This window comes from Bacillus nitratireducens (assembly GCF_036320425.1).
GTDB classification, from domain to species: domain Bacteria; phylum Bacillota; class Bacilli; order Bacillales; family Bacillaceae_G; genus Bacillus_A; species Bacillus_A nitratireducens.
Genome location: NZ_JAUMJO010000004.1, coordinates 495,275 through 520,142, shown reverse-complemented (window position 1 = coordinate 520,142; position 24,868 = coordinate 495,275). Strand labels below are relative to the sequence as shown.

23 protein-coding genes and 1 pseudogene are annotated in these 24,868 nt (G+C 32.1%); 17 read left to right on the top strand and 7 right to left on the bottom strand.

Features of this window, described 5'->3' with window-relative positions; all coding sequences use genetic code 11:
* The first annotated feature begins 30 nt into the window (after positions 1-30).
* Together Q3V31_RS18235 and Q3V31_RS18230 are read left to right on the top strand one after the other, a co-directional pair.
* Positions 31-510, top strand: a complete 480-nt coding sequence (locus Q3V31_RS18235; protein ID WP_016129479.1) for an SRPBCC family protein — start codon at positions 31-33, stop codon at positions 508-510.
* 79 nt (positions 511-589) lie between these two features.
* A complete protein-coding gene (locus tag Q3V31_RS18230; protein WP_090813444.1) occupies positions 590-3,760 on the top strand; it encodes an ATP-binding cassette domain-containing protein in 3,171 nt (1,056 codons plus the stop codon).
* 444 nt (positions 3,761-4,204) lie between these two features.
* Here the strand turns inward: Q3V31_RS18230 and Q3V31_RS18225 are convergent, their stop codons facing one another.
* Positions 4,205-4,921 (bottom strand): SDR family oxidoreductase, encoded by a 717-nt coding sequence (locus Q3V31_RS18225; RefSeq protein WP_000029176.1) that lies wholly within the window; start codon positions 4,919-4,921, stop codon positions 4,205-4,207.
* Positions 4,922-5,097: 176 nt separating this feature from the next.
* On the opposite strand from Q3V31_RS18225, the gene Q3V31_RS18220 reads away from it, so the two are divergent.
* The 5 genes and pseudogenes from Q3V31_RS18220 to Q3V31_RS18200 all read left to right on the top strand — a co-directional run bounded on the left by Q3V31_RS18220 (position 5,098) and on the right by Q3V31_RS18200 (position 8,411).
* Positions 5,098-5,436, top strand: coding sequence for a winged helix-turn-helix transcriptional regulator (locus Q3V31_RS18220; RefSeq protein WP_001047225.1), 339 nt, complete (start codon positions 5,098-5,100; stop codon positions 5,434-5,436).
* 278 nt (positions 5,437-5,714) lie between these two features.
* The gene (locus tag Q3V31_RS18215; protein WP_001003861.1) at positions 5,715-6,467 is read left to right on the top strand and encodes a class I SAM-dependent methyltransferase; all 753 of its coding nucleotides are present in this window, start codon (positions 5,715-5,717) and stop codon (positions 6,465-6,467) included.
* 66 nt (positions 6,468-6,533) lie between these two features.
* A pseudogene (locus Q3V31_RS18210) lies at positions 6,534-6,635 on the top strand (alpha/beta hydrolase); the annotation flags it as partial.
* Positions 6,636-6,752: 117 nt separating this feature from the next.
* A complete protein-coding gene (locus Q3V31_RS18205) occupies positions 6,753-7,547 on the top strand; it encodes a VOC family protein (RefSeq protein WP_090813445.1) in 795 nt (264 codons plus the stop codon).
* A gap of 114 nt (positions 7,548-7,661) precedes the next feature.
* Entirely contained in the window at positions 7,662-8,411 is a 750-nt protein-coding gene (locus Q3V31_RS18200) for an aminoglycoside phosphotransferase family protein (RefSeq protein WP_097871949.1), read from the top strand.
* Positions 8,412-8,495: 84 nt separating this feature from the next.
* Here the strand turns inward: Q3V31_RS18200 and Q3V31_RS18195 are convergent, their stop codons facing one another.
* A complete protein-coding gene (locus Q3V31_RS18195) occupies positions 8,496-9,464 on the bottom strand; it encodes a phosphotransferase enzyme family protein (RefSeq protein WP_139265935.1) in 969 nt (322 codons plus the stop codon).
* Positions 9,465-9,794: 330 nt separating this feature from the next.
* On the opposite strand from Q3V31_RS18195, the gene Q3V31_RS18190 reads away from it, so the two are divergent.
* On the top strand, positions 9,795-10,871 hold the full coding sequence (locus Q3V31_RS18190) for a helix-turn-helix domain-containing protein (RefSeq protein ID WP_090813446.1): 1,077 nt from the start codon (positions 9,795-9,797) through the stop codon (positions 10,869-10,871).
* A 70-nt stretch (positions 10,872-10,941) separates the two neighbouring features.
* On the opposite strand, the gene Q3V31_RS18185 is transcribed toward Q3V31_RS18190, so the two are convergent.
* Together Q3V31_RS18185 and Q3V31_RS18180 are read right to left on the bottom strand one after the other, a co-directional pair.
* Positions 10,942-12,633 (bottom strand): M3 family oligoendopeptidase, encoded by a 1,692-nt coding sequence (locus Q3V31_RS18185; protein WP_090813447.1) that lies wholly within the window; start codon positions 12,631-12,633, stop codon positions 10,942-10,944.
* Positions 12,634-12,650: 17 nt separating this feature from the next.
* Entirely contained in the window at positions 12,651-13,589 is a 939-nt protein-coding gene (locus Q3V31_RS18180; protein WP_329765689.1) for a DMT family transporter, read from the bottom strand.
* Positions 13,590-13,714: 125 nt separating this feature from the next.
* On the opposite strand from Q3V31_RS18180, the gene Q3V31_RS18175 reads away from it, so the two are divergent.
* From Q3V31_RS18175 to Q3V31_RS18160, 4 genes are all read left to right on the top strand, one after another.
* Entirely contained in the window at positions 13,715-15,085 is a 1,371-nt protein-coding gene (locus Q3V31_RS18175) for an aminotransferase-like domain-containing protein (RefSeq protein WP_329765688.1), read from the top strand.
* Between the two features lie 248 nt (positions 15,086-15,333).
* Positions 15,334-15,750: a VOC family protein gene (locus Q3V31_RS18170; protein WP_090813449.1), complete on the top strand. Its 417-nt coding sequence runs from the start codon at positions 15,334-15,336 to the stop codon at positions 15,748-15,750.
* Positions 15,751-15,985: 235 nt separating this feature from the next.
* Entirely contained in the window at positions 15,986-16,747 is a 762-nt protein-coding gene (locus Q3V31_RS18165; RefSeq protein ID WP_000140913.1) for a glycosyltransferase, read from the top strand.
* A 212-nt stretch (positions 16,748-16,959) separates the two neighbouring features.
* Complete coding sequence (locus tag Q3V31_RS18160; RefSeq protein ID WP_000290880.1) at positions 16,960-17,163, top strand: hypothetical protein; 204 nt, start codon at positions 16,960-16,962, stop codon at positions 17,161-17,163.
* A gap of 35 nt (positions 17,164-17,198) precedes the next feature.
* Here the strand turns inward: Q3V31_RS18160 and Q3V31_RS18155 are convergent, their stop codons facing one another.
* Positions 17,199-17,441: a hypothetical protein gene (locus Q3V31_RS18155; RefSeq protein ID WP_088008915.1), complete on the bottom strand. Its 243-nt coding sequence runs from the start codon at positions 17,439-17,441 to the stop codon at positions 17,199-17,201.
* 110 nt (positions 17,442-17,551) lie between these two features.
* On the opposite strand from Q3V31_RS18155, the gene Q3V31_RS18150 reads away from it, so the two are divergent.
* The 3 genes from Q3V31_RS18150 (at position 17,552) to Q3V31_RS18140 (ending at position 19,979) form a co-directional block, all read left to right on the top strand.
* Positions 17,552-18,478, top strand: coding sequence for a zinc-binding dehydrogenase (locus Q3V31_RS18150; protein WP_090813450.1), 927 nt, complete (start codon positions 17,552-17,554; stop codon positions 18,476-18,478).
* An 82-nt stretch (positions 18,479-18,560) separates the two neighbouring features.
* Complete coding sequence (locus tag Q3V31_RS18145; RefSeq protein WP_329765687.1) at positions 18,561-19,418, top strand: NAD-dependent epimerase/dehydratase family protein; 858 nt, start codon at positions 18,561-18,563, stop codon at positions 19,416-19,418.
* 63 nt (positions 19,419-19,481) lie between these two features.
* A complete protein-coding gene (locus Q3V31_RS18140; RefSeq protein ID WP_090813452.1) occupies positions 19,482-19,979 on the top strand; it encodes a DUF421 domain-containing protein in 498 nt (165 codons plus the stop codon).
* Positions 19,980-20,064: 85 nt separating this feature from the next.
* Here Q3V31_RS18140 and Q3V31_RS18135 read toward each other — a convergent pair whose 3' ends face one another.
* Entirely contained in the window at positions 20,065-21,558 is a 1,494-nt protein-coding gene (locus tag Q3V31_RS18135) for a multicopper oxidase family protein (protein ID WP_097871945.1), read from the bottom strand.
* 412 nt (positions 21,559-21,970) lie between these two features.
* On the opposite strand from Q3V31_RS18135, the gene Q3V31_RS18130 reads away from it, so the two are divergent.
* Positions 21,971-22,504: a TetR/AcrR family transcriptional regulator gene (locus Q3V31_RS18130; protein ID WP_001177627.1), complete on the top strand. Its 534-nt coding sequence runs from the start codon at positions 21,971-21,973 to the stop codon at positions 22,502-22,504.
* Positions 22,505-22,659: 155 nt separating this feature from the next.
* Positions 22,660-23,082, top strand: a complete 423-nt coding sequence (locus tag Q3V31_RS18125; RefSeq protein WP_090813454.1) for a DUF3995 domain-containing protein — start codon at positions 22,660-22,662, stop codon at positions 23,080-23,082.
* Positions 23,083-23,388: 306 nt separating this feature from the next.
* Here the strand turns inward: Q3V31_RS18125 and pdxR are convergent, their stop codons facing one another.
* Positions 23,389-24,828, bottom strand: a complete 1,440-nt coding sequence (pdxR, locus tag Q3V31_RS18120; protein WP_000706784.1) for a MocR-like pyridoxine biosynthesis transcription factor PdxR — start codon at positions 24,826-24,828, stop codon at positions 23,389-23,391.
* Positions 24,829-24,868 lie beyond the last annotated feature (40 nt).

The following is a 24,868-nucleotide window of genomic DNA, read 5'->3' as shown; positions in this document are numbered from 1 at the left end:
CATTCTGTACGAGATTAGGGGGAAATAAAAATGTTAGCTCAAATAGAGAAACAAACTGATGGCTATATTATAAAATTTGAACGCCAATTCCCTTATAAAATAGAGGAAGTTTGGTCTGTTTTAACTGAAAACAGCAAGCTTAAAAAATGGATGTCTAATTTACAGATTGAAAACCTTAAAACAGGTGGAATTATAAAGTTCGACATGATGGATGGTTCATTTTTAAATATTGATATTTTGGAGTGCAAACTAAATTCAGTCCTTGAATTCACATGGGATAAAGATCGTGTCCGATTTGAAGTACATAAAGAGGAAAATGGTTCTCTTTTACTTCTTAAAGAATACATTCATGAATTAACTGATCATACACCGAAAGATATAGCTGGTTGGCATATTTGTTTAGATCTTTTTTCTTACGTTTTAGAAGGGGAAGAGAAAGAATTTTCTAAAAGTGAATGGCAACAATGGTTTGAAAGATACAAGGATAAGATTCATGAAGTGAGAGGGTAATTGTATAATAAGTAATATTCATTATATGATTATTATATTATAAAAATGATTTTGTGGAAAAATAAGAATAGAGGTTAATATGAAAGTAAATCAATTAATTGCTAATAACATAAATAAACTTGATACTGTCATTCCATTTAATAAATCACTTGGTATTGCTGGTTTATCTGGATCTGGAAAAACAACTCTTTGTCAAACAATTGGTGAAGAATCAAAGAAGCGTCTAGTTTCCTTATTGCCAAAGGCTGAATATCAATATTTATTTCCTAATATTATGGAAACTAATTTTAGTGCAATTAAAATGGAAGAAATGCCTTTAGTACTTTTTTTAGGGAAATCATCAATTTCTTCCAATCCGCGTTCGACGATTGGCACTCATACAGGTGTTTTTAAAGAGATTCGTGAAAAACTAGCGGAAGAATTTAATCTTTCTCCTGAAGTCTTTTCATTTAATAATCAATTAGGTTGGTGTGCTGGCTGTAAAGGGCGTGGTACTACTAAAAATATTGAGTGTAAAAAATGTAAGGGGAAACGTTATAGTGAAGAAGTTGAACAACGTACTATTGAGTTATTTGCTAAATCACATACAATTTCAGGTATTAATGATTTAAGTGTTGAATCTATTCTTTCATTAGCAGAAGAATTAAATATTAGCGAAGCAAAACAACATATACTGCAAAATATAGTTAATATGAACATTGGTTATTTAACATTAAATCGAATTATGGGTACGTTGTCAGGTGGAGAATTAACACGACTTTACTTAGCTGAATTCATGGCAGTAAGTGAAAATGCTGTAATTATTATTGATGAGATTTCCGTGGGGCTTGACCACGAAACATTATTACAAATATTAGAAGAGATCAAAAAATTAGGGTGTAAAAATCAAATTTGGCTCATTGATCATTCAGATACAGTACTGGATACAACGGATGAGCAAATGTTCTTCGGACCTGGTAGTGGAAAATATGGTGGAAAAATCGTAAAAGAATCACCAAGGCCAAAGCCAATACTATCGGAACGAAATTACGAAATGCCAACAGAATATTATACATTCCATGAATTATATTGCCGGAATATCCAAATGACTGAGTTTCAGATTCCTAAAAATAGACTTGTAACTGTTACAGGAGAGTCTGGATGCGGGAAATCTACACTTGTCAATGAGTGTTTAGCTACAGATTTCTTGAATCGATATCCAAAAGATAAACTAGTTATGGTAGGACAAGATCGAAACCAATCGATTACAAGTCGATCAACTGTAGCAACTTTCCTAGATATTAAAAAGAAACTGACAAAGTATAGTGAAGAAATTGATGATATTTTTGAGCGCTCAATTGAGGATATTATTGATGAAATTCCAAATGAAGATATTGCGTATAAACGCTTGAGCCTACTAATCAAATTAGGACTGGGCTATTTAACATTAGAACGAAAAACACAAACATTATCAACGGGTGAGTTTCAATGTGTTCATTTAGTTTCTGAGTTATTTGCAAAAACAAGAAATCCACATACATTGTTTATTTTTGATGAGCCATCAAAAGGTTTATCGCAAAATATTTTAAATCAATTTATAGATAGTGTTAGAGGGATATTGCAAGATGAATCAGTCTCTATCATAATGATTGAGCATAACAGTTACATGCTAGAAAGTTCTGATTATATTGTCGATTTTGGAAAAAGACAGCTTGAATCTATAGAGCATCTTGATGTAGTAAGTCATGAGGATTATTATCTTCAAAAAAGCAGTCTGAATAATGCTGAGCAAATACATATTTCTTCAACACTGAATCAACAAAATGGAATTAATTACTTAGAAGAAAATCATATTGATTATTTTAAAAATGCAGAAAACATCTATAAGGGTGGCATATTAAAAAGCTTATCATCAATGGCTCGTTTAATTTACGGTGAATACGAATCTGATACAATTGCACCTGTTGTTGCTATTGATCTCGAAAGACATTTGTATAGTCAATATAGTTTCTTATATGAAATTGGTGGATTGATCAATCATATTGTAGCTGCTCATCCGACTAATAAAGATACGAGAAGCTTCGATTTCTATTCTCAGGATAATCATTGCCCATCATGTTCGGGACGTCTTAAAATTGAAGTTTTTGATAAAGAAATTACAATTCAAGATAAAAATGTTCCATTTTGGGATGGTCTATTCGATCCGGAAATCATGAAAGTATTAAAATTTTATCAATATGAAAAAATAGAATTTCTATTTGAAGAAATTAAAAATGAGCTTGGCCATGATTTGTCAAAGAGCTATAGTGATATGTCTGGGGAAGAAAAACATACATTTTGGTACGGCTATTTTGATAAGTCATTTTATGATAAGAAAGGCAAGACACGTAGAACATGGGTAGGATTTAATACAATTATTGGCGGTTATATTGTTATTTCAAAAGCAGCTATTAAAGAAGATATTAAGACTTCTAAAGAAATGATGACATGTCCAATTTGTGAGGCAACTGTATTAAATCACCAAAAACCACTTAAATTTGGAGATACAGATATTCGTGAAATTATCAATCAGCCGCTTAATGAAATAATAAAAATTGTAGGAGATTTACCTGTACTCATCAAATTGAAATCTATCGTAGGTGACAATATGATTATGACAGAAGATGTCTCTTTACTGCCTAGGAAAACACAAGTCGCACTGAAAATGTTTGAATTAGAACAAGCAAGCTTTTCAAACTATGAAATGGTGTTACAAAATGTTTTACCATTCTGGGGCGAAATTAAAGGTAATATCGAATCAATCAGCAATAATAATAAGGTGACTATTTGTGATTTCCAAAATATCAATGAAACAAGAGAAACTATCATAGATAAGTATTTCACAAATGGAAAATATAAAAAATTAACATATGTGTATGAAGCATTTGGTTATAAAAAATTAGTTACCCAAATTAATAAAATAAAAAAAAGCAACCCATGTCCATTCTGTAACGGAAAAAAAGTTATAACCGAAGATAACCTACATGATGGCGTGTTTAAATTAACAATTCCATGTATAACTTGTAATGCAAGTGGTATTAATGATGAAGGGCTTAAAGAAATTGTTGATGGCATAGATGTACAAACATGGTTAACTGGAAAAGTTAGTGATGTTGTGGATGAAAGTTTACGAACTGAGGATGTTGCAGACATTCTAATATTTAATCGAATTCGTGAGTTGAATAAGCGAGAAATGATGGCAGTTTATGAATGTCTGGAGACAAATAATTAAACGGAATAACTAGTATAATGATTAAATTAATTAGTTATAAGGATGAAAATACATGGTTTTAATTATGTAAAAATAACATATTTAATTGTTGTTTTAATCATTAAAAATGGTTAACTCTCATATAGAAGAATAGAATGTTAAGCTAAAGTTGAGCTTTGAGGTAGATAATTTATAGAGAAAAATAATTGTGTTACAGAGATGTCATATCCAATTAAATAATGATAAAGAAAAAGGCATATAAATTATGCCTTTTTTTCTTTATCATAAATTTGCCCGTAAATATCAAGACAGATTACCACTCTTTCTTGTTTCAATTTCACAATTGCATGTATCTCTCAACTTTTGTTTTTAGCAGAACTTTTAAAAAAGGATCCTGTATTACTTCAGCAGTTTCTAAATTAGCAACAAAAGCCACCTTAATAAGGGGCTTTTGTTTTAAATAATTTAATGGTATGTGTATCCTCCATCAGGAAATAATACATTGCCTGTAGTAAAGCCATTTTGCATTAAATACAGGACAGTATGTGCAATTTCATCATTATGCCCGGGTCTCTGTACAAGAGAAAGGGATTTATAAGCTTCATAAGCAGCTAGTCTATTTTCGTTTTGTTCATTTTCCCTTCGTATCGTTCCAGGAGAAACAACATTAACTCTAATTGGAGCTAATTCAACAGCTAAAGCTTTTCCTAAACTTTCAATAGCGCCATTACAAGCTCCGTAAGCAGGCGCTCCTTTAAGTGGCCGTTGACTAAATGCACCGGACATTAATACGATAGATCCAGAGTTTGAGAGAAAAGGAATTGCATATTTTACGGCATAATATTGTGGCCAAAATTTTCCGATAAAGCTGCTTTCGGCGATATCATCTGTAGCAGTTATTGGTCCAAGTGTGTAAGAGGCTCCTGGTGTGAATAAATGATCAAAATTCCCAACTTTCTTGAAAAAATCTTGTAATTGGTTTTTATCTTGGTTATCCAATACATAAGTTTGAAGATAGTTGTTATTTATTACTTCTCGAGCAAGCATTAATTTTTCTTCTGAGCTTCCTGCAATAATAACATGTGCTCCTTGTTCAATTGCTTGTTTTGCTGTTGCTAATCCAATACCAGAACTCCCGCCAATGATAACGATATGTTTATCCTTTAATACAGTAATAGACATGATTAAACATCTCCCTTAATATAAGATTTAAAATAAGTTGTGTTAATTTTATTATTCGTTAAAAAATGACTACTGAAAAGTACGCACTTTATATGTACTTAGTCGCGAATTTCGTACTAATCGCTTGTTGTATGGATACATAATATTAAAAATTACTGGAGGGAGTGGTGAGGAAAATGAATTTAGAGGAACCGAAATTAAAAGGGGTAATAGCAACATTACAAATAATCGGGGGTAAATGGAAGCCACTCATTTTATTTATATTATTAACAGATGGAACGAAACGGTTTGGTGAATTAAAGAGATTAATACCAGATATATCTCAAGGAACATTAGCGAAGCAGCTTCGTGAATTAGAGCACGATCAACTAATAAAACGCGAAATTTATCAAGAAATACCACCTAAAGTGGAATATAGCCTAACCGAGCATGGAAAAACAGTCAGTATTGTTTTGGATAGTATGTGTGGTTGGGGAAGAGGACATTTAGAATATATCGATAAGAACAAACTATAATATTATTATGTAAACTAAATATGGTGTGTCGAAACATATCGTTTTAATAATTTGTATTTTATAATATATAATTAAATAGTGTTATAGGTTATTGCATATGCAGTCTTCTAGATGAGGTGATATGGATGAAATGGTGTATCTTTCGAAGTAACTAGTTGTTCGGGGCTGAAAAAATGCGTACCAGATAAAAAAGGAGATTTACGAAAATATCAACTTTGAGTCTATTTCGAAGATCATCATAAACATTTAATACATTTTTGCAAAGGGGAAATAATAAAATGAATGAATTAGAGTACAAAAATTTTTATGATAAAGTGGGAAGTGAAAACGGTTGGGATTTTAGTAAGCTAAAATGTGAGACTGTAGGAGACACTTGGGACTTTTATAGCGAAGTGAAAGAAAGATGTAAACCATCACATATTCTACTTGATGTTGGTACAGGTGGAGGAGAAAATGTACTTAACATAGCATCTTCAGCTGCATCACTGATTGGGATAGATAATTCTAATGGAATGATCAAAACAGCATATTCTAATTTGAATAAAGCAGGTGTACAAAACGTTGAATTTCTTCAAATGGATTCTGAAGCTTTAACGTTTCCGCATGCTCATTTTGATATTGCTTCAAGTTGTCATGCGCCATTTGTAGCATCTGAATTGGCAAAAGTAATAAAAAAAGGTGCTTTTTTCTTAACACAACAAGTTAGCGAACGTGATAAATTAAATCTTAAAGAAGCATTTGGTAGAGGGCAATGTTTAGGTGAAAGAGATGGTACGTTAAAAGATAAGTATATGGGTGAACTTATTAGTGCAGGATTTGAACTCGTACAAGTACGTGAATATGATGTTACTGATTATTACAGTACTCCTGAGGATCTCATTTTCTTATTAAAACATACGCCTATTATTCCTAGATTTGGAGAAAAAGAAGAGGATTTTAATATTTTACAAAAGTTCATTGACACTAATAGTTCTGAAAAAGGTATTCGTACGAATTCAAAAAGGTTTATGATTATTGCTGTTAAATCATAGTGTATTTTAACGTAAAAGCTGATCTTCTTAAAAAAATCAGCTTTTTTTGTGGAAAAGAATGCAGAGAAAACTGACAGTATAGTAAAAGTAATTCCTGACACTACACATTTGCTGCATTGGGATAAACCAGAAGTTGTTATAGAGGAAATAAAAAGTAATTGGAGCTAACATATTCATACTAAAGTTGTAGTTTTTATATAAAAAATCCATCCTTCGGTTTGATTTTATCTATTTATAAGTGTAATACAATAAGAATAGATAATAAGAAACAAGGGGGAATGTAACGTGATTACACATATATCAGATATAAAACTACAAACGGTTTCAATAGAAGGGGTAAAACAAGTTTATAAAGACATATTATCTTTTCCAATAAAAAAAGAAACCGCATCATTTGTTCAATTTGAAGTAACACCGTATACAACAATTAGTTTTCAAGAAGTATATGAACCAATTGCACCTGCGCATTTCGCCTTTGAGATTCCATATTCAAAATTTCATGAAACAGTAAGATGGCTTGAAGGTTCTGGATTACTCATTGTGAAATGGAAAGATGGAAATACAATTGGTGAGGAGAACGGTCTATTCAATTTATACTTTAAAGATGGTGATGGAAATCTTCTCGAAATTATCGCACATAGTTATGTTAAAGAAGAGGTATTAGTCCCGCATTCACCGTTAAACATTTTATATGTAAGGGAAATTGGTCTTCCGGTTAAAAGTGTACCTGTATTTACGGAATGGTTGAAATCAAATCTAGACATGAAAACGAAGGAAGATGGGGATATTTTTAACTTTGTTATAGGTGGCACTGCATATATCGTTGCAACCTGGTGGCAGCGACCGTGGATTCCAATCGCGATGAAAGCTTTACCACCGAAAGTACATGTTTCATTCGGAACACCGGATCATGCGTTTTTACAACATATCCAAAATAACTTTAAGAAAAATAGTGTTCCATTTGAAAATAAACATACTGAAGTATTGTTTATTCAGCAAAGGTATTCATTTTCTGTTTTGCATACACCGGAGTTTCGTTCCGATATTCCTAGCAAATTAAACTTACCACTTTCTATATAATTATAGGGAGGGATAAGTTTTTTGCATTTTTTATGAAGAAAAGGATTTCAGATAATTACACTGAATTTAGGAGTATAAAGTGTTATTCTAATTTACTGTAAGGAGAGAAATGAATTGAATCTAGGAAATCCGATAGCCAAAGGAAATACGGCTGAAATTTATCTTTGTGATAATAAAGCTGTAAAATTGTTTAAAGAATATCTCCCTAATACAGAATCTCTATACGAAGCACAAAAACAAAAGTATGCATATTCATGTGGTTTACACGTTCCTAAAGTATTTGAAGTTACAGAGATACAAGGTAGACAAGCTATTATTATGGAATATGCGGAAGGAGAAAGTGTTGGTGAGCTTCTACTTAATAATTTGAATAAAGCAGAGCATTACATTGGCCTATGTGTTAATGAGCAAAAAAAGATTCATGATAGACGTGTGAATACGGATGAAATGGAATCAATGAGGGAAAGGTTAGAGCGTCAAATTAAATCTGTACATAAATTGGATGAAAAGCAAAAGGAAAATATATTGAATAAGTTACATTCAATCAAATTTGAACACAGATTATGCCATGGGGATTTCCATCCATTTAATCTAATTTTGAGTAAAAAGAATGTGAATATTATAGATTGGGTAGATGCTAGTTCAGGTGATATTCGTGCAGATGTGTTTCGTACATATTTATTGTATGCGCAGTCTTATATAGAATTAGCGGAAATGTATTTACAAATATATTGCAATAATACTGATCTAACTAGAGATGAGATTTTTCAATGGGCTCCTATTATTATTGCAGCTAGATTTTCTGAGGGAATATCTCCGCAAAATGAAGTGTATTTGAAAAGATTATTGAATCAGTATTTATAAGTAATAAAACAAAGGTTGTCTAGTAGCTAATTAATAAATGCTGTTGTTTAACTAAAGTTTCCTTGTAGTTAAACAACAGCATTTTTAAATATTGATATAGGTATACTTATTTTCTATCTTCATTCTATAAAGATTCATTATCCGTACTTCTTCCTCAGTTAATTTTTCTTTATTCCAATACATATGCATTAAGCTATATTCGAATATCTCTTTTAATTTAGTAAACAATGGTAGCTGGTCTAGCATCTCTTTAGGTAAATCATTTTCTTCTTTGTATCCTTCAACTATTGCTTTTGTAATAGAACTCTCATAGTCAACTATGTTACCATTCCCAACGAATGAATACTCTATCGCACTATAGATTGGAACTGCTAAATCGAATATATAAAAATGTTTCTCACAGTCTTGAAAATCAATCATTGTTAAATTTGAATTATTTTCGACTAATATGTTTTCTAACCATAAATCTCCGTGAATTAAGCCATAATTTGAAGGATTCTTTGGCAGTTCCTTTATAGAAGCTAAAACGTCAGATGCAATTTCTCTTATAGAAGTTTCTTCTTGAGGGATATAGTTAAGAAAATTATACTCTTCATTTTCATACCAGTCATTTATATGATTTACCGGTTGAATTCTTTCAAAGTCTTTAGATATACGATGTAATTTTCCAATTTGTTGACCAAGCTTTTTAAATACATTAGAATTCCAGTCGTTTCTTGGTAAATGTATACCAGGAGCAGCTTTATATAATACAGCAAAAACTTCTTTGTCTAATGTTATTTTCTCTACTAAATTCCCCTTTAAAGAAGGTATTATTGGAGGGACTCCTAAGCCCTTTTGATATAAAAAATTCGTATATGTAACTTCTTCTAATTGCTCTTCATATGTTTTATAGTTTGTAATTCTAACGAAGTAAGTACCTTGTGCTGTGAAACATTGATACATTTCATTTGTTATTAGTGTCATTTCAATAAAATCCAATGGATATAGTTTATTAATTAGTTTAAGTATCTCTTTTTCTATATTATTCATTTTAACTTCCTTTCCAAACATAAATTTTTCACTCACAAAACTACTAGTTCCTTAACTTACAAATTTCGTGTTTTATTTGGTAGAATCCTTTAAAAAAGATTTATCCCATAAAATCCCGATTAGTATGGGATAATAATCAGTGGGGAGGAACAAACTCCCCACTGATTAAAGTTTCACTTTATTGGAAATTCAAGTAAATGTATAACAAAATAAGATAGCTGAAAAAATATGAAATGAGTAATTACATATGATATTTAAAGGTTCTAGAGAGTGGTTAATGTTATAAACCACAAGAAATATCAAAAGAAAGAAGTAGATACTTCTTATAATTTTTAGTGAGGAGGGGGATAAATGAATGAACATATACAGCTAATGATTGAATGGATTGAGGGCAATTTAAAAAAGAAGTTTTCATTAGATAAATTATCTAATTATATGGGATATTCTCCTTACTTCTGTTCGTTTAAATTTCATCAAGTAACAGGGATAAGTATTAGACGATATATTCTTCTTAGAAGATTGTATTTATCAACGGAAGATCTGACGAATGATAGAAAGATAATTGATATCGCATTTGATTACGGTTACTCTTCGCAAGAGGCTTATAGTAGAGCATTTAAAACTGTTTTTGGTATAACCCCAGGAAAATTCCAACTTAACAAAATACCGGTTCAATCATTTATTAAACTCTCAATCAATGATGGCAAGGAGTGGGATAGAATGAATTTTTCTAGAAAAATTGAAGTTGATCAGTTACGAAATGCGAAGAGTGATCTGTTTGATAAAGATGTACTAAACATATTAAATGGTCAATTTATGTATGAAGAATTTAAAAGTGAAAAACTAATGGGGGAGTCTGATTACGCTCCATTTAATGAAGCTATGTGTGTAAATGCGACGACTGCACAGATTTTTGATGATGAGTTTATTAAAACAAGGGCAGAAGGGCACCAAGGTACTGTAGAAAATTATACGAAAAAGGTTATTCATCCTTTAGAGAATCTTTTTAAGAAAGAGTATAAATGTATTGTTTTATGGTTCGGTGAAGATATGTTTTGCCAAATGAATCTACTTACAGTACTTTCTTACCTTGAACAGTCTGGTTATAAGGGCAAAGTATACTTAAATAGCTTCAGAGAGGATGAATTTAAAGTTAGTCAAATAGAACTTGAATTAGGGAACTATTTTTCTGTTTACAATGAAGTTCTAGTAAATCATAAAAAGCCATCTCATGAGATACTACCTGTAATGTATCAGGCGATAGATTTATATTTAGAGATGCTAAAAGAAAATAATGTAGTAGTAAAGTATATCTCCAAAAATAAAGATTTACCAACACAAGAGTTACTAAAAAGGTTGTTTAATCTTTTTCCAACAATAGGATATGGGGACCTACAATATATAGAGCTTATTAATAAAGCGAGATGAAAATTGAAACTAATTAGAAGAGAATACAGTAAAAAAGATACACCTAAAAGTATAGGTGCATCTTTTTTACTTATATTTGTTCAAGTAAATTTAATTCCTCTTCTACAAATGCCATTAATTCTTTTATTGTCTCACTAGAAAAATCAAAACGAATTCCAGCTGCTTCATATACCTCTGGTAAGGATTCAGAGCTACCTAGAGATAATGCTTTTTTGTAATTTTGTAGTGCTTGTTTAGGATTCTCTTTATATTGTTTATACATTTGCAATGCACCAAGTTGCGCGATTGCATATTCGATATAATAGAATGGTATTTCGAATATGTGTAGTACAGGTAACCAGCCAGTTGCTATCCAGTTTTCATAACCTTCAATATTTACCACATTCGATTGGTAAGTGTTATGTAATTCTAAATATTTTTCATTTCTTTCTTTAGCAGTATGATTTGGATTTTCATACATCCAATGTTGGAATTGATCAACGATAAGCATTTGTGGTAAATACTTAACAATATCTTTAAAGAAATCTAATTTTGCTTTTATAAATTCTTCTGTATTCTCATAAAATGTATCCCAATACTCCATCGAAAACAATTCCATTGTCATGCTGGCTAGCTCAGCTGATTCTGAAGGGATTTCTAAATATTTTTGTAGCTTTAGCTGATTCATACATTCATTATGAATACTATGGCCCATTTCATGGAGGAAAGTAGTAACATCATAATGTGTATGATTGAGATTCATAAAAATAAAAGATAATTGAGAAGCAGGTAAGTGTTCGCAAAATCCTCCAGGTGCTTTTCCTTTACGACTTTCTAAATCTAAGCAATCATTTTTATGCATACGGCTCAATAATGCAGAAAATTCTGGGTCTAGTTTTTGTAAAATATGAGAACTTTTTTCGATTAAATCACCCTCGTCTTCAATGGGCTTTAATACTTTTTGATTTGGTGCGGCTGCTTTTAGATCCCACGGACGAAGTGTATCTACTTGAAGTTCAGCTTTTTTCTCATTAAATATATTATCAATAAGTGGCACAACGTATTTACGAACGGATTCTGCAAGTTCATAGCAATCATCAGCCGTATAATCAAAACGTTCATGTTTTTTAAACATATAATCACGATAATTATCTAATTGAATGTTTTTTGCCTTTTGGTGACGGATTGCAATTAATTCATTTAAAATATGTTGTAAATTATTTTCAACAGATAAGAATTTTTCAGAAATGAGCGTTTTTGCTTTTTTTCGTATATCACGATTCGGATTTTGTAAGTAAGACTGTAGTTCAGTAATTGTTTTTTCTTCGCCATCCCATAGTGCAGTCAAACTGCCTGTAATTTCGAAGTACTCGGTTACTAATTTGTCTTCTTTTACTTCTAAATCAATGTTCTTTTCACAAAATAATGTTTGCGCATTTTTTATTTTTTTATCTAGTAAGCTATAAGTTTTTGGATCAAGTTGCATTCGAAAGGGTGACTCTAAATATTTATTATCAAAGGAATTTTGATAACGTTTCAAAAGAGGCCTTACATATTGTTGATCATATTCAAACATATCTTTTATTTCTTTGTTATCTGTATTACATTGAAAGTCAATATAGTGTGATCTTAATTGTTCTTCGATTTCCCAAATTAATTTCGACTGTATTTTCAGCCAATTTTCTAAATCTTCTCCTGAAGAAATGGGTTTACTTAATAAAGTAGACAATTCGTTCTCTAGCTCATGTATATTACGGATATCGATCGTATTAGAGTTCTGCATTATTTACCCCTCACTTTTTATTTACTCAAGGAGGTATTCTTCTTTTTCGCTATGATTCCTTTTTTTCCTAGAAAATTTGTGCCTATTACTCCAAGAACAATCATAAGTGTACCGACAATATGATAGTAGGCAATTTGCTCGTGTAAGAATACAATGCCTGCGATAATGGTAATAAGTGTAGATAAGTTGCTAAAAACACTTATTTTGGCTGCTTCAATATAAGATAATGAATAGTTTAATAATAATGCTGTCAGTAAGGATGATAGTAATCCTAAATATAAAATGGAGATAAGAAATGTGCTGTTCGTAAATGGCTTAAAGTATACAGTTGTTGTACCTTTGTTTATATGGCTGACGATAGCGATTAAATTAAAAGTAATAAAACCAATTGCTGTCATTGTGTATGTTAAATCCATTAGCTTGAATTTCTTTGTCATTTTTCGAGCTAACACATTATAGCAAGCAGATGATAATGCCGATAATAAAATGAGAATAACGCCGATGAAGCTCGTTTCATGAGCTCCTATACCATTCATGATAAATATATATATGACACCGACGACAGAAATAAATACAGATGTTTTTTGCCATGTATTCGTATACTCTTTTAAAAAATAGGAAGCGAGTATCATTGTAAATATAGGAATAGCTGCTTGTATAATTCCAGCTTCAGAAGAACTTGTATATACTAATCCAAATGCTTGGAAAGCAAAGAATAGTGCTGGATAAAATATTGCGAGTGGTAAAAGTGCAAGTATGTTTTTAAATGATATATTTAACTTTACAAAACCGAAAATAACCGGAATATTTGCTGCCATGAAGGCAACTGTAAAACGGTGAGCCAGAGTATCAAGAGGACTCGTAATGGTTAGTGCTAGCTTCACAAACATAAATGAAAATCCAATAATAAATGAATAGAGTAATGCTGATATATATGCTTTTGTTGTATTTTTCATAATTTCACCTCATAGTAGTTAATTTCTTACTGGCCAGTATACGTACATAGTAATCCTTCTGATCTAGTGCTACAATGTGAACAAATACAAACTGTACCGGTACAAAAAATATAGGAGGTGTAATGATGTATAAGTATTTACATGTTTTGAACGACTTAGAAAGTATGATTCAAAATGGTGAGATAAAAGAAGGAAAGAAATTACCGTCTATACGGTCGCTTGTTACACAATATGAATGTAATAAGGCGACTGTAATACGAGCGCTGCATGAATTGGAAAAGCGTCATATTATTTATTCTGTACCTCAAAGTGGATATTACGTTGTTAAGAAATCTGGAAGTTACGTAGAAAGTAACGAGATTATTGATTTCGCTTCTTCGGCCCCAGATCCAGATGTTTTTCCATACTTAGATTTTCAGCATTGCATTAATAAAGCGATTGATACCTATAAGAATGATTTGTTTATATACGGAACACCGAAAGGGTTACCATCTTTAATTTCGGTTGTGCAAAAACAGTTAGCAAACTATCAAGTTTTCACGAAGGAAGATAATATATTTATAACGTCAGGTGTGCAGCAAGCACTTGCTATATTAACTTCAATACCATTTCCAAATGAAAACGAAACGATACTAATTGAACAGCCAAGTTACCATTTATATATTGAATATGTAGAAACAAATAAGATCCCTGTGATCGGAATAAAACGTACACATGAAGGGTTAGATTTAAATGAACTAGAGCGGATATTCAGAAAAGAAAAAATTAAATTCTTTTATACAACTCCAAGATTTCATCATCCACTTGGAACTTCGTATTCTAAAAAAGAGAGAGAAAAGATTATTCAACTTGCGAAGAAATATAATGTATTTATAGTGGAAGACGACTATTTAGCAGATTTAGAAACTGATTCAAAAGTTGATCCTTTTTACAGTCAAGATAATTGTAACCATGTTATATATTTAAAAAGTTATTCGAAGATCATCTTTCCTGGTTTGCGAGTCGGTGTTGCAGTCATCCCGCAATCCATTGCAGATGCCTTTTATAAGTATAAAAAGATTTTAGATATCGATAGTCCTATGATCTCGCAAGCTGCTTTAGAAATTTACATAAAGAGCGGAATGTTTGATCGGCATAAACATAAAATAAAAGCATCTTACTACAATAGGTCAAAAAAACTAGCGGCAGTAGTAGAAGGTGTTCAAAATGAAAATCCAAGTTTGTTTACTTATAGAACAGTAGATCCAATTGGGATACATACTTGTTTACAGTTGAAAAGAAATATAGTCACGGACACATTTATTAAAAATTTAAGCAAGAGTCAAATAAGGATAGATTCTATTGATAAAAATTATTTAAGTAACTTTCATAAAGAGAGATTGTTAAAGTTAAATGTATCTAATGTAAAAGAAGAAAAGATTGAAGAAGGGATTGGCAAAGTAATTGAGGAAATAAAACGAATGAACCGTGTAGATTTTCAGTTTAATAAAGAATAAGGTTTATTAAGAGGCGTAATATGAAAAAGAAAATAATTGCCTTGTTTGTATGTACTGCTCTGGTTGAGTCACAATAATATCGTTTAATTATAAAAAAATCGTTCCATTCATGATATACCATTAAAAGGTCGTTTTCTTGAATATGAATAAGCGAATGGGTTATTAATATGTGAATTAAAGGTAATTCAGAGAGGGTTATTTTATTTAGTTTGAGGAAGTATTACTCAACATTATGGAGGAGATCGATTATGAGCGATACACAGACGTTACGAGGGCTAACTACTGTTAGTTTTTGGACAAACAATTTAGTAGATGCAAAGAAGTGGTACGCTGAGCTATTAGGAAGTGAACCATACTTTGAACGCCCAGGATATGTCGAATTTCGCATTGGAGACTACCAACATGAGCTAGGTTTAATCGATAGCCGTTATGCACCAGTTGGTACAGTGACCGGTCCAGCTGGTGCTATCGTGTATTGGCATGTTGATGATGTAACGGCAACGTTCAATAAGCTGTTGTCTATGGGAGCGAAAGAATATGAGGCACCTACAGAGCGTGGCGTGGGATTCATCACGGCTTCTGTAGTTGATCCCTTCGGAAATATATTAGGCATTATGTACAATCAGCACTATTTAGATGTGCTGATTTCGAACGAAAAAGCGTGAACCTCGCTGTTGCACAATGAGGCATAGGGCGCAATACTAATCAAATTTAATTCATATTATTTAACCCCTTTCTTAACATCAGAACGGGGTTATGCTTGTTTTACGTTTACTGTAATGTTTTAAATACTCCGAAGTAAAACTTTTAAATAACAGTTTACCTTCAGTTTCTATAATACAACCTAATAACTATTAATATATATAGTAGATATTTACTTTATAAAATAAGGGGGATATTATGACTGAAACAAAAGAATCGTTAGCAGGGAATCTAGAAAAAGATGTGAAGTTTTCTATTATAATTCCTGCACACAATGAAGAAAAGTACATTAAAAAATGTTTGGATTCAATTGCAAAGGCATCAGAGGCATATAAAGATCAAACTGAAGTCATAGTTGTTTTAAATCGATGCACAGATAACACAGAAGAAATAGCAAAGTCTTATAACTGTATTACATTAAAAAATAACGATAAAAACTTATCCAAAATCCGAAATGCAGGGGCCGAAATAGCTAGTGGAGAAATAATCATTACTATAGATGCTGATACCCAAATGACAGAGTTTATGTTGTCTAATGTAGACAAATATTTAGCTTCAGGTAAATACATTGGTGGTGGGGTAACTGGGAAGTTTGAAAGGATGTCTTTAGGAATATTCGTTTCCGCAATGTTAATAATAATCCCCTTACTTTTTAAGTATGGCGCTATATCTGTAGGGATTTTTTGGTGCTATAGAAAAGACTTTATGGCAATCAACGGATTTAATGAAAACATGCTTATGGCCGAAGATGCAGATTTCGCTAAACGATTAAAAGAATGGGGAAAGCAAAATAATAAGAAATTCGGTACAATTAAAAATGGAATGATAACTTCATGCAGAAGATTTGATAAATATGGAGACTGGACTTTACTTAAAAATCCAAAAGTAATCTTAGCTTATCTAAAAGGAAAGGATAAAAAATACGCAGATAAAACATATTATGATAACCAAGAAAGGTAACTGTGAAGATTTCTAAACAAATCATCCTCAAATGAACTGGTGAATCAAGATAAATAAAATTCAACAAAACAAAAAGAATCTTATTTATTATCTCTACACATATATCGCATAAAACATTTTTAAAATTTAATTGAATAAATGGAAAAACATTGCCAAATAAATGATGTCCTTAAAGTATAGTTTTTATTTTTTATAGGAGGGTGATGGAGTCTATGGCGGTACGTATAGTCGATGATCTACAACAATTCTCTTTATTACTTATGTTTTTGAGTACATTAATATTTTACAGATACTTAAAGAAGATTAAACGAGAGAGAAAACTGACTTCTTTCGAATGGACAATGTATTTTGTCACTCAATTCGCGACTTCCATTTGGGCAATTACTTATTTTATTAAATTCTTGTCTGAATCGTAAGTTACATTCAACCATTTTAGTTTATTAGATTATTGTTATCTATTAGGGATATAAATATAGTCCGTGTCTAAATCAATGACGACATCGCTCGTAATGTTTTCTTGTAATGACTTTGGAATGTTTTCAAAATGATATCGTGCACAAAATAAACTTACAAGATTCTCATTAGATAACTCTTCATTTTTCACGTTTAAATACATTACTATTAACTGGTTAATAGAACAGTTAGGACCAATAACATACTCATTAATTTCATATCCATCAAATTCAATTATCATGTGATCACTGTTGAGTGCTAGCCAACGTTATAGCTTTAATTTTGGATGAATCTATTATATATTGTTTGAATTTTGGTGAGAATATATTTTTGTAAAGTGAGAGGATAGTAATGGAACAATATAAGTTAGTTTTAGAAGGACGTAAACAATTAAATTGGCAAACTTGTGAAATTAAGTCTATACAGGATGATGAAATTATCATTAAAACAATCGCAGGTGCAATTAGTATTGGAGCAGAGTTACCACAGTATAAAGAATCGGATGTTACAGATACAAATCCTTTTTATCCAAGAGAAACTGGATATGAAAGTTATGGTAAAGTTATTCAAATTGGTAATAAAGTAACAAATTTAAACGTAGGCGATAAAGTAGTTTCTTTTTATGGGCATCAAACGATAGGAATAGTTAAGGGATATAAAGTAACTCGAGTACCTAGTTATATAAATCCTAAAGTTGCCTTATTATCCATTCTTTCATGTGATGCCGCTAAAGGAGTATTAAAACTAAACCCACAACAGGATAGAAAGGTACTTATTACTGGCATGGGAGTTATGGGTTTACTCACATGTTATTTCTTAAAATACTATGCAGGTGTGGATCATGTGGATGTTGTTGAACCTAATAAAAATAGAAGAGAATTGGCACAGAAATTTGGTGCAAAAAACATATATGATTCAGAAGAGCAAATAATAGAAACATATAGTTACGGTTTCGAATCTTCAGCTACAAATAGCGGATTTCGTACATTGCAAAAAGCTCTTAATAGTAAAGGTGTAATATGTATACTTTCAGATGGTAATAAAGAAGAACTAACATTAACCGCCGACTTTTATCGGAAAGAATTGCAAATTATTGGTTCAAGTGACGGATATGATTATCAAAAACATGCAGATTGGTTTTTTAGAAAAATAGAACAAACACCATTTATAGAAGAAATTTTTCAACATGAAATACATTATACTGCACTCATACAATGTTTTGAGGAATTGGAGAAAGGGATAATTAATCCTTTAAAAGTATACGTTTCATATGAATAATGAAAAAACTAACCAAATATTTGTCACATACTTTACATATGTTTCGTCTTAATTATGATATTCAAAATGAGGAGGAATACATATGAAAATTTTTGTAGCAGGTGCAACGGGTGTAATAGGACGTTCTTTATTGCCAATGTTAATAAAAGAGGGGCATACGGTATTTGCAATGATTCGTAATGAATCGCAAGTAGAAGCAATAAAAAAAGTTGGGGCTATACCAGTAAAAGCCGATGTATTTAATCGCTATGCTGTATTTTCTGTATTAGAAGAGACAAATCCCGATGTAGTTATTCATCAATTAACATCATTGTCTTCATGGGATTTTGAAGATAATGCAAAAATTAGAATTGAAGGTACTCGTAATCTCGTTGACGCAGCTAAAAAGGTAGGTGTAAAGAAAATAATTGCTCAAAGTATTTCGTGGGCATATGAACCAGGAGATACACTTGCATCAGAAACAGATCCGCTAGATTTTTCAGCTTCTATACCTCGTCAAGCTACGATAAATGGTATTGCTAAATTAGAAGAAACAGCCTTTGAATTATCCGAAGCAGTTATACTTCGATACGGTACGTTATATGGCCCAGGAACGTGGTATACGGAAAACGGATTGATTGCGAATCAAGTTCTAAATAACGAAATTGTTGCGACGGATGGGATCAGCTCGTTTATACATGTCGAGGATGCAGCTAGGGCAGCAGTGTTAGCTCTTAATTGGCCCTCAGGTATAGTAAATATAGTTGATGATTACCCAGCTACTAGTAAAGAGTGGTTACCGATATATACAACTGCAATAGGGGCACTTAATCCTAAGATTCAAACGGGGAAAAATAGCTGGGAGAGGGGTGCTTCAAATAATAAAGCACGTAATGCGTATGGATGGATACCTTTATATCCTTCATGGTCTGAAGGGTTTAAAGATTTGATGAGTATGTGAAATATCATAAAAATCTTTTAATGGGAATACTAGTAACATTCACAATTAAAGGATTGGACTGTAATGAATATACTTTTTGAAAGCTTTATTTTAATCCTCACTGGAATTGTTGTTTTAAAAATGACAGGTAGTAAGTCCGTTAGCCAAATGACCAGAGCTGAAATTATTATTGTTGTTTCTATAGGTCGTATTATTGTAGAACCTATATTAAGTAGGAAAGTAGTCCCATCTATTTTTACTGCGTTTATTTTTGCGAGTGTTTTACTTATCATTCATTTTTTTGAATTGAAATCACGAAAATTAGAAAAGTTTCTCAATGGAACTAGCATTATTGTTATAGAAAACGGAAAGATTTTAAAAAAGAATTTATTACGTGCAAAAATGTCAGAACAACAATTGTTTATGCATCTGAGAGAAAAAGGTATACATGAAATCAAGAATTTACAACAGGCAACTGTAGAAACGAACGGACGTATTGGGTATCAACTAACTACCACGGCACAGCCAGTTACGTTAGAAATGTTAGAAAAGCTATTAGAGAAATACAATCTTAAAAAATAGTTATAGATTGAAAAGTGCTTATACATAAAGGTACTTTTCGCAAATATGTAAAAGTCCCTTCAGTAATTCTGAAGGGACTTTCGTGTTACTTTTTGTACTTAATAAGACTGGAAGGTATGATTTTTAAAGGTCTCATCATATCATGGTCTTCATGCTCTAAACGATGACAATGCCATACATAATCTCCAGAATAGGGTTCAAACTTCATAATAATTCGAACGATTTGTTCACCTGCTACTAGTACGGTATCTTTTAAACCCAAATCAGCTGGGAGAGAATCTAATAAGTTTCCATTCAAATCATGACGATCAAGAACTTGAAAATTAACTAGATGTATATGAATAGGATGAATCCCAACGGTCAAATTTACTAACTCCCATATTTCAACAGAATTTAATAAGGGTGTTTCTGTCACTGGATCGGCCCATTCTTTATTATCTAATAAAAGCATGAGACGCCCAAATTCATCCTCTGAGTCATTTAACGTTAATCGTCTTACTTTCTTTACTTTTTCTACGGGAATAAAGTCAATGTTACTTAATTTGCATGGTATTTTACTTTTATCTGGGCAGGATAATCGTTTCGTTACTTGGAACTCCATAATCTCACCAGTTGGATTATCTAAATCAATGCCATTTTGTAAAACTACTTTTTTTCCTGCAAACCTTGAAAAATCAATAATAATGTCAATACGCTCTGCTGGTGAAACATCTAAACTTTGTACTTTAATCGGCCGTTTAAGAAGGCCTCCATCAGTCCCTATTAAAAAGAATGAGCTAAGGTCACTTAATTGGAACTTGTATGTGCGAGTATTAGAAGCGTTTAATAAACGAAATCTATATTTGCGGGGCTCCACTTTTAAAAATGGCCATACTTTCCCGTTGACTGCAATTGTATTTCCTAAAAATAGAGAAACAATAGAAGGGTATGGTAAACCTGGTGATGGATCTTCAGGTTGAGCAGGATAAAATAGGGAACCGTCCGGATTAAAAGATTTATCTTGAACGATAAGTGGTATCTCGTATTTCCCTTTAGGTAGGGGTAGTGATTTTTCTTCTTTATCACGGATCAAGTAAAGTCCTGCGAGACCCGCATATACATTTAAACGAGTAATCCCAAGTGCATGATCATGATACCAAAGGGCAGTTGCTCGTTCTCGATTCGAATAATGATAAATCTCTTTTACGAAACTAGGTCCTGTTTGTTGAAAGTTTTTCGTAAACCATGCTTCAGGATGACCATCGCTATCTGGTTCACTTGGGCTTCCATGTAAATGTACAACAGTTCGTACTTCTGGGTTATCATGCGCCCCGTGAACGGTTGTATCAACAGGTAAGAAGTGTTTTTTAGGTAAATCGTTAGACCATCTCACATATACAGGATGATCTTTTTTCACCTCAAACGTTGGACCAGGTACCATGCCATTATAACCCCATACTTTCGTCTTTGGTAGATCACTATGAAACTTGTGTAGCGTTTCAATCATACGTACATCATAAAACGGCTTACCTTTATATGTTCCTTTAGGTTTTATTGTAGAGGGAATCGGAAGGGGATCAATAAATTTTTTTAATTCCAAATATCGCTATCTCCTTTCGTGTAATATAGTATATTCTATTACGTGAATGTTGTATTGTTTGTATACTTGACCAACAAAATCATTGATATATTCCTTATACACGTGAAGCTAATATGACTTAAAATAATATACAGAAAAATTTAGTGGTCTAACTGCTTCTTCAGGGGTTTTAGGCTGTGGACCATCCGAATTTTCTTGGAATTTACAGAGGAAGGTATTTTACTGGACATAACAGAAACTCTATTTGATTTAGTATGTGCTTGTATTTTACCAAGGGTGATAACGATCAATATTACGATTAACAACAACATTAAAGTTTATAATAATAAACAGGATGAATAATTGACAAAAAATGAGAATAGTATTAATCTAACGTAAAACATACGCTGCCGTATTTTATTGGAGAGATGATATGCAATTAACGAGGGAAGACTGGATAAAAGTAGGATTACAACAATTAGCTAATGAAGGAATACATAAAGTTCGCATTGAAGCACTTGCTCGATTGCTAAAAATAAGCAAAGGAAGCTTCTATCACTATTTTCGTGACCATCAAGAGCTTTTAGATTCTATGCTTGACTTTTGGGAAGTACATGCAACAAAGCTGATTGTTCAAAGTATGGAGCAACCGGATGCCTCTTTAGAACAGCTATTACAGATTAGTTTTAATCGAGATAAAAAAATTGAGAATGGTATTTATGCTTGGGCTAAATATGATCCTGTTGTGGCAACACGTTTAGTAGATATAGAAGAGCAAAGAATTTCTTGTGTTGCAAAATTGTATCAAAAAATGGGCGTAGACGAAACTGAATCAATTGATCGAGCGAGACTTGCCTATTTAACGTATGTAGGATGGATGACAAGGTTTGAAGCAAATCCTAATTTTGATATTGATAAAATGGTTGAGCTTTTAACTTCTTTCAGCAGGTGTCCAAACATCCACTGAAAAAAGTAAAGCCTCCGGACGCAATTATGCTGAGGCATAATTGATTATTCGATAAATGTCCCTAGTATGGTTATAAAACCTGAAGGGACAAAATTTTTACTGTAACATACGGTAGTGTATGTTATCTTTGGAGTTTCGACATTGGGGGCGAATAAATGAAATTACTATTAACATTAGTAGCTGTAGTGCTTCTGTGTTTTATCAGTTTTTTGCATATTTATTGGGCTTTTGGAGGTCGATGGGGTTCTGCCGCTGTTATCCCAGTAAAAGAGGGAGAACATAAGCCTGCTTTTACTCCGAGAATATGGGGAACATTATTCGTAGCCATTCTTATTCTATTAGCTAGTGTCATTATTGTTGTTCAAGTAGGTTATTTGCAGGGGTTAGAAGCAAATAGTTTATCTAAAATCGGAAGTATTGTCTGTGCTTTAGTTTTCATTGTTAGGGCAATTGGTGATTTTAAGTTTGTTGGATTTTTCAAAAAAATTAAACATTCTCAGTTTGCTAGATATGACACTTGGTTCTATAGTCCATTATGTTTATTCTTTGGTTTTGTCTATATCATGTTGTTGTTTTAATAAGTATAATGAATTCCCTATAAAATAAATTTCATGCAGGAAGAAAACACCTCTTATTGAACAAGTAGCAATAAAAAGAAGTTTGAGCATAGCAATAGAGCAATACAGGTTCTGTTGACAGCGAAGTCCGCTATGATTAGTCATTTGTGGTTAAAAAGAGGATAGATAGGGCGAATGTATTCAAGCTCTTCTATCCTTTTAATTTTTATACATATAATGTATGACATTAGATAAGAATTCACTATTAATAATAGGTTCAGCTTATATCTTGACTTTTAATAAAATTTTAAAGTGTTGTTTTGGAGTTTAAATGAATGATTTAAACTTGGCAATTGTATCATATAATCTTTCTAATCCAATCAGCATATCTTTTTCATTTAACATTGAATAACTAATTCGTAAATGATTATATTGAGTTTCATGGCTTAACAGACAAGCTGTGCCGGGTAAAAAAGAAACATCAACTTCATTCGCTTTTTGTAATAATGTAAAAGGATCGATTGACTGAGGGAGTGTAACCCATAAGTTAAATCCTCCATTAGGTATTTCAAATTCTAATTCTTTTAATGGAGATAATATATCAATTGTTAAATCGCGTCTAATTTGTAAAGCAGTCCGTAATTTTTCTAAATGATTTTTCATTCGTTCCGCTCGTAAAAAAGGAAGTAGTGCTTTTTGTGTCAATAAGGGACTGCCAATATCCATGGAAGCCTTCACAGCGTATAACCATTCAAAGATAGGACCTTCAGCTGCAAGTGCCGCGATGCGAAGACCTGGTGCTAACGTTTTACTAAATCCTTTTAAATATATAACATGACCATTTGTATCAAAGCTTTTTAATGGAGGGGGAATTTTAAAATCCTCAAAATATATCTCTCCGAAAGAATCATCCTCTAAAATGAAAAATTGATAAAGCTCTGCTAGTTCTACAATTTCCATTCTTCTTTCTTTACTCATTACTGTGCCCGTTGGATTCTGAAAAGTAGGATTCACATATAACAAAACAGGATTCTTTCTTTGACAAATATCATCGATTAAATCTGAGCGAATGCCGTTGTTATCAAGACTAACAGGGATAATTTGAACTCCTTTATTAACAAATACATCAAGCGCCGCTCCATAACACGGACTTTCTACTAACACTACGTCTCCAGGCTTTAATAATGTTTGGGCGATTAAATCGATTCCTTGCTGGGCACCGCTTGTAATTAATAATTGAGATGGATCTGTAACTACTTGTTGGTGTTCTTTTAAGTAGTTTGTTATTTCCACTCTAAGTTCTTTATCACCTTGAACCGGTCCGTATGTTGCAAGTATCATTTGATCCTTATTAAGTAATTTGTGCATTTCATCTGAAAGAAACGGATTTGGTAATAAACGTGGATAAAGGACCGCCTGTGAAAAATCGAAATATTTACGGTGTTGGTTCATTACATATTGAGAACGCATAACATTAATGGATTTCGTTTTTTGCCATTGATACGGAATTGGTTTGAAATCTTTATTCACACGTTTATGTATATAGGCACCTTTTCCTTGCTCAATGCGTATATATTCTTTCGTTTCTAACTGCTTATACGCTTTACGAACAGTTAATAAACTAATTTGTAAATCATCGGCCATAGAACGTAAAGAAGGGAGGTAATCGCCATGTGAAAGCATCCCGCTTTGAATTCTCTCAACAATTTGCATATATATTTGTTGGTAATATGGTATGTTGGATTCTTTACGCAGTACTATCTTCATAGAATCACCTGTTTTTCTTTTTAATTTAATTAAAGCGAAA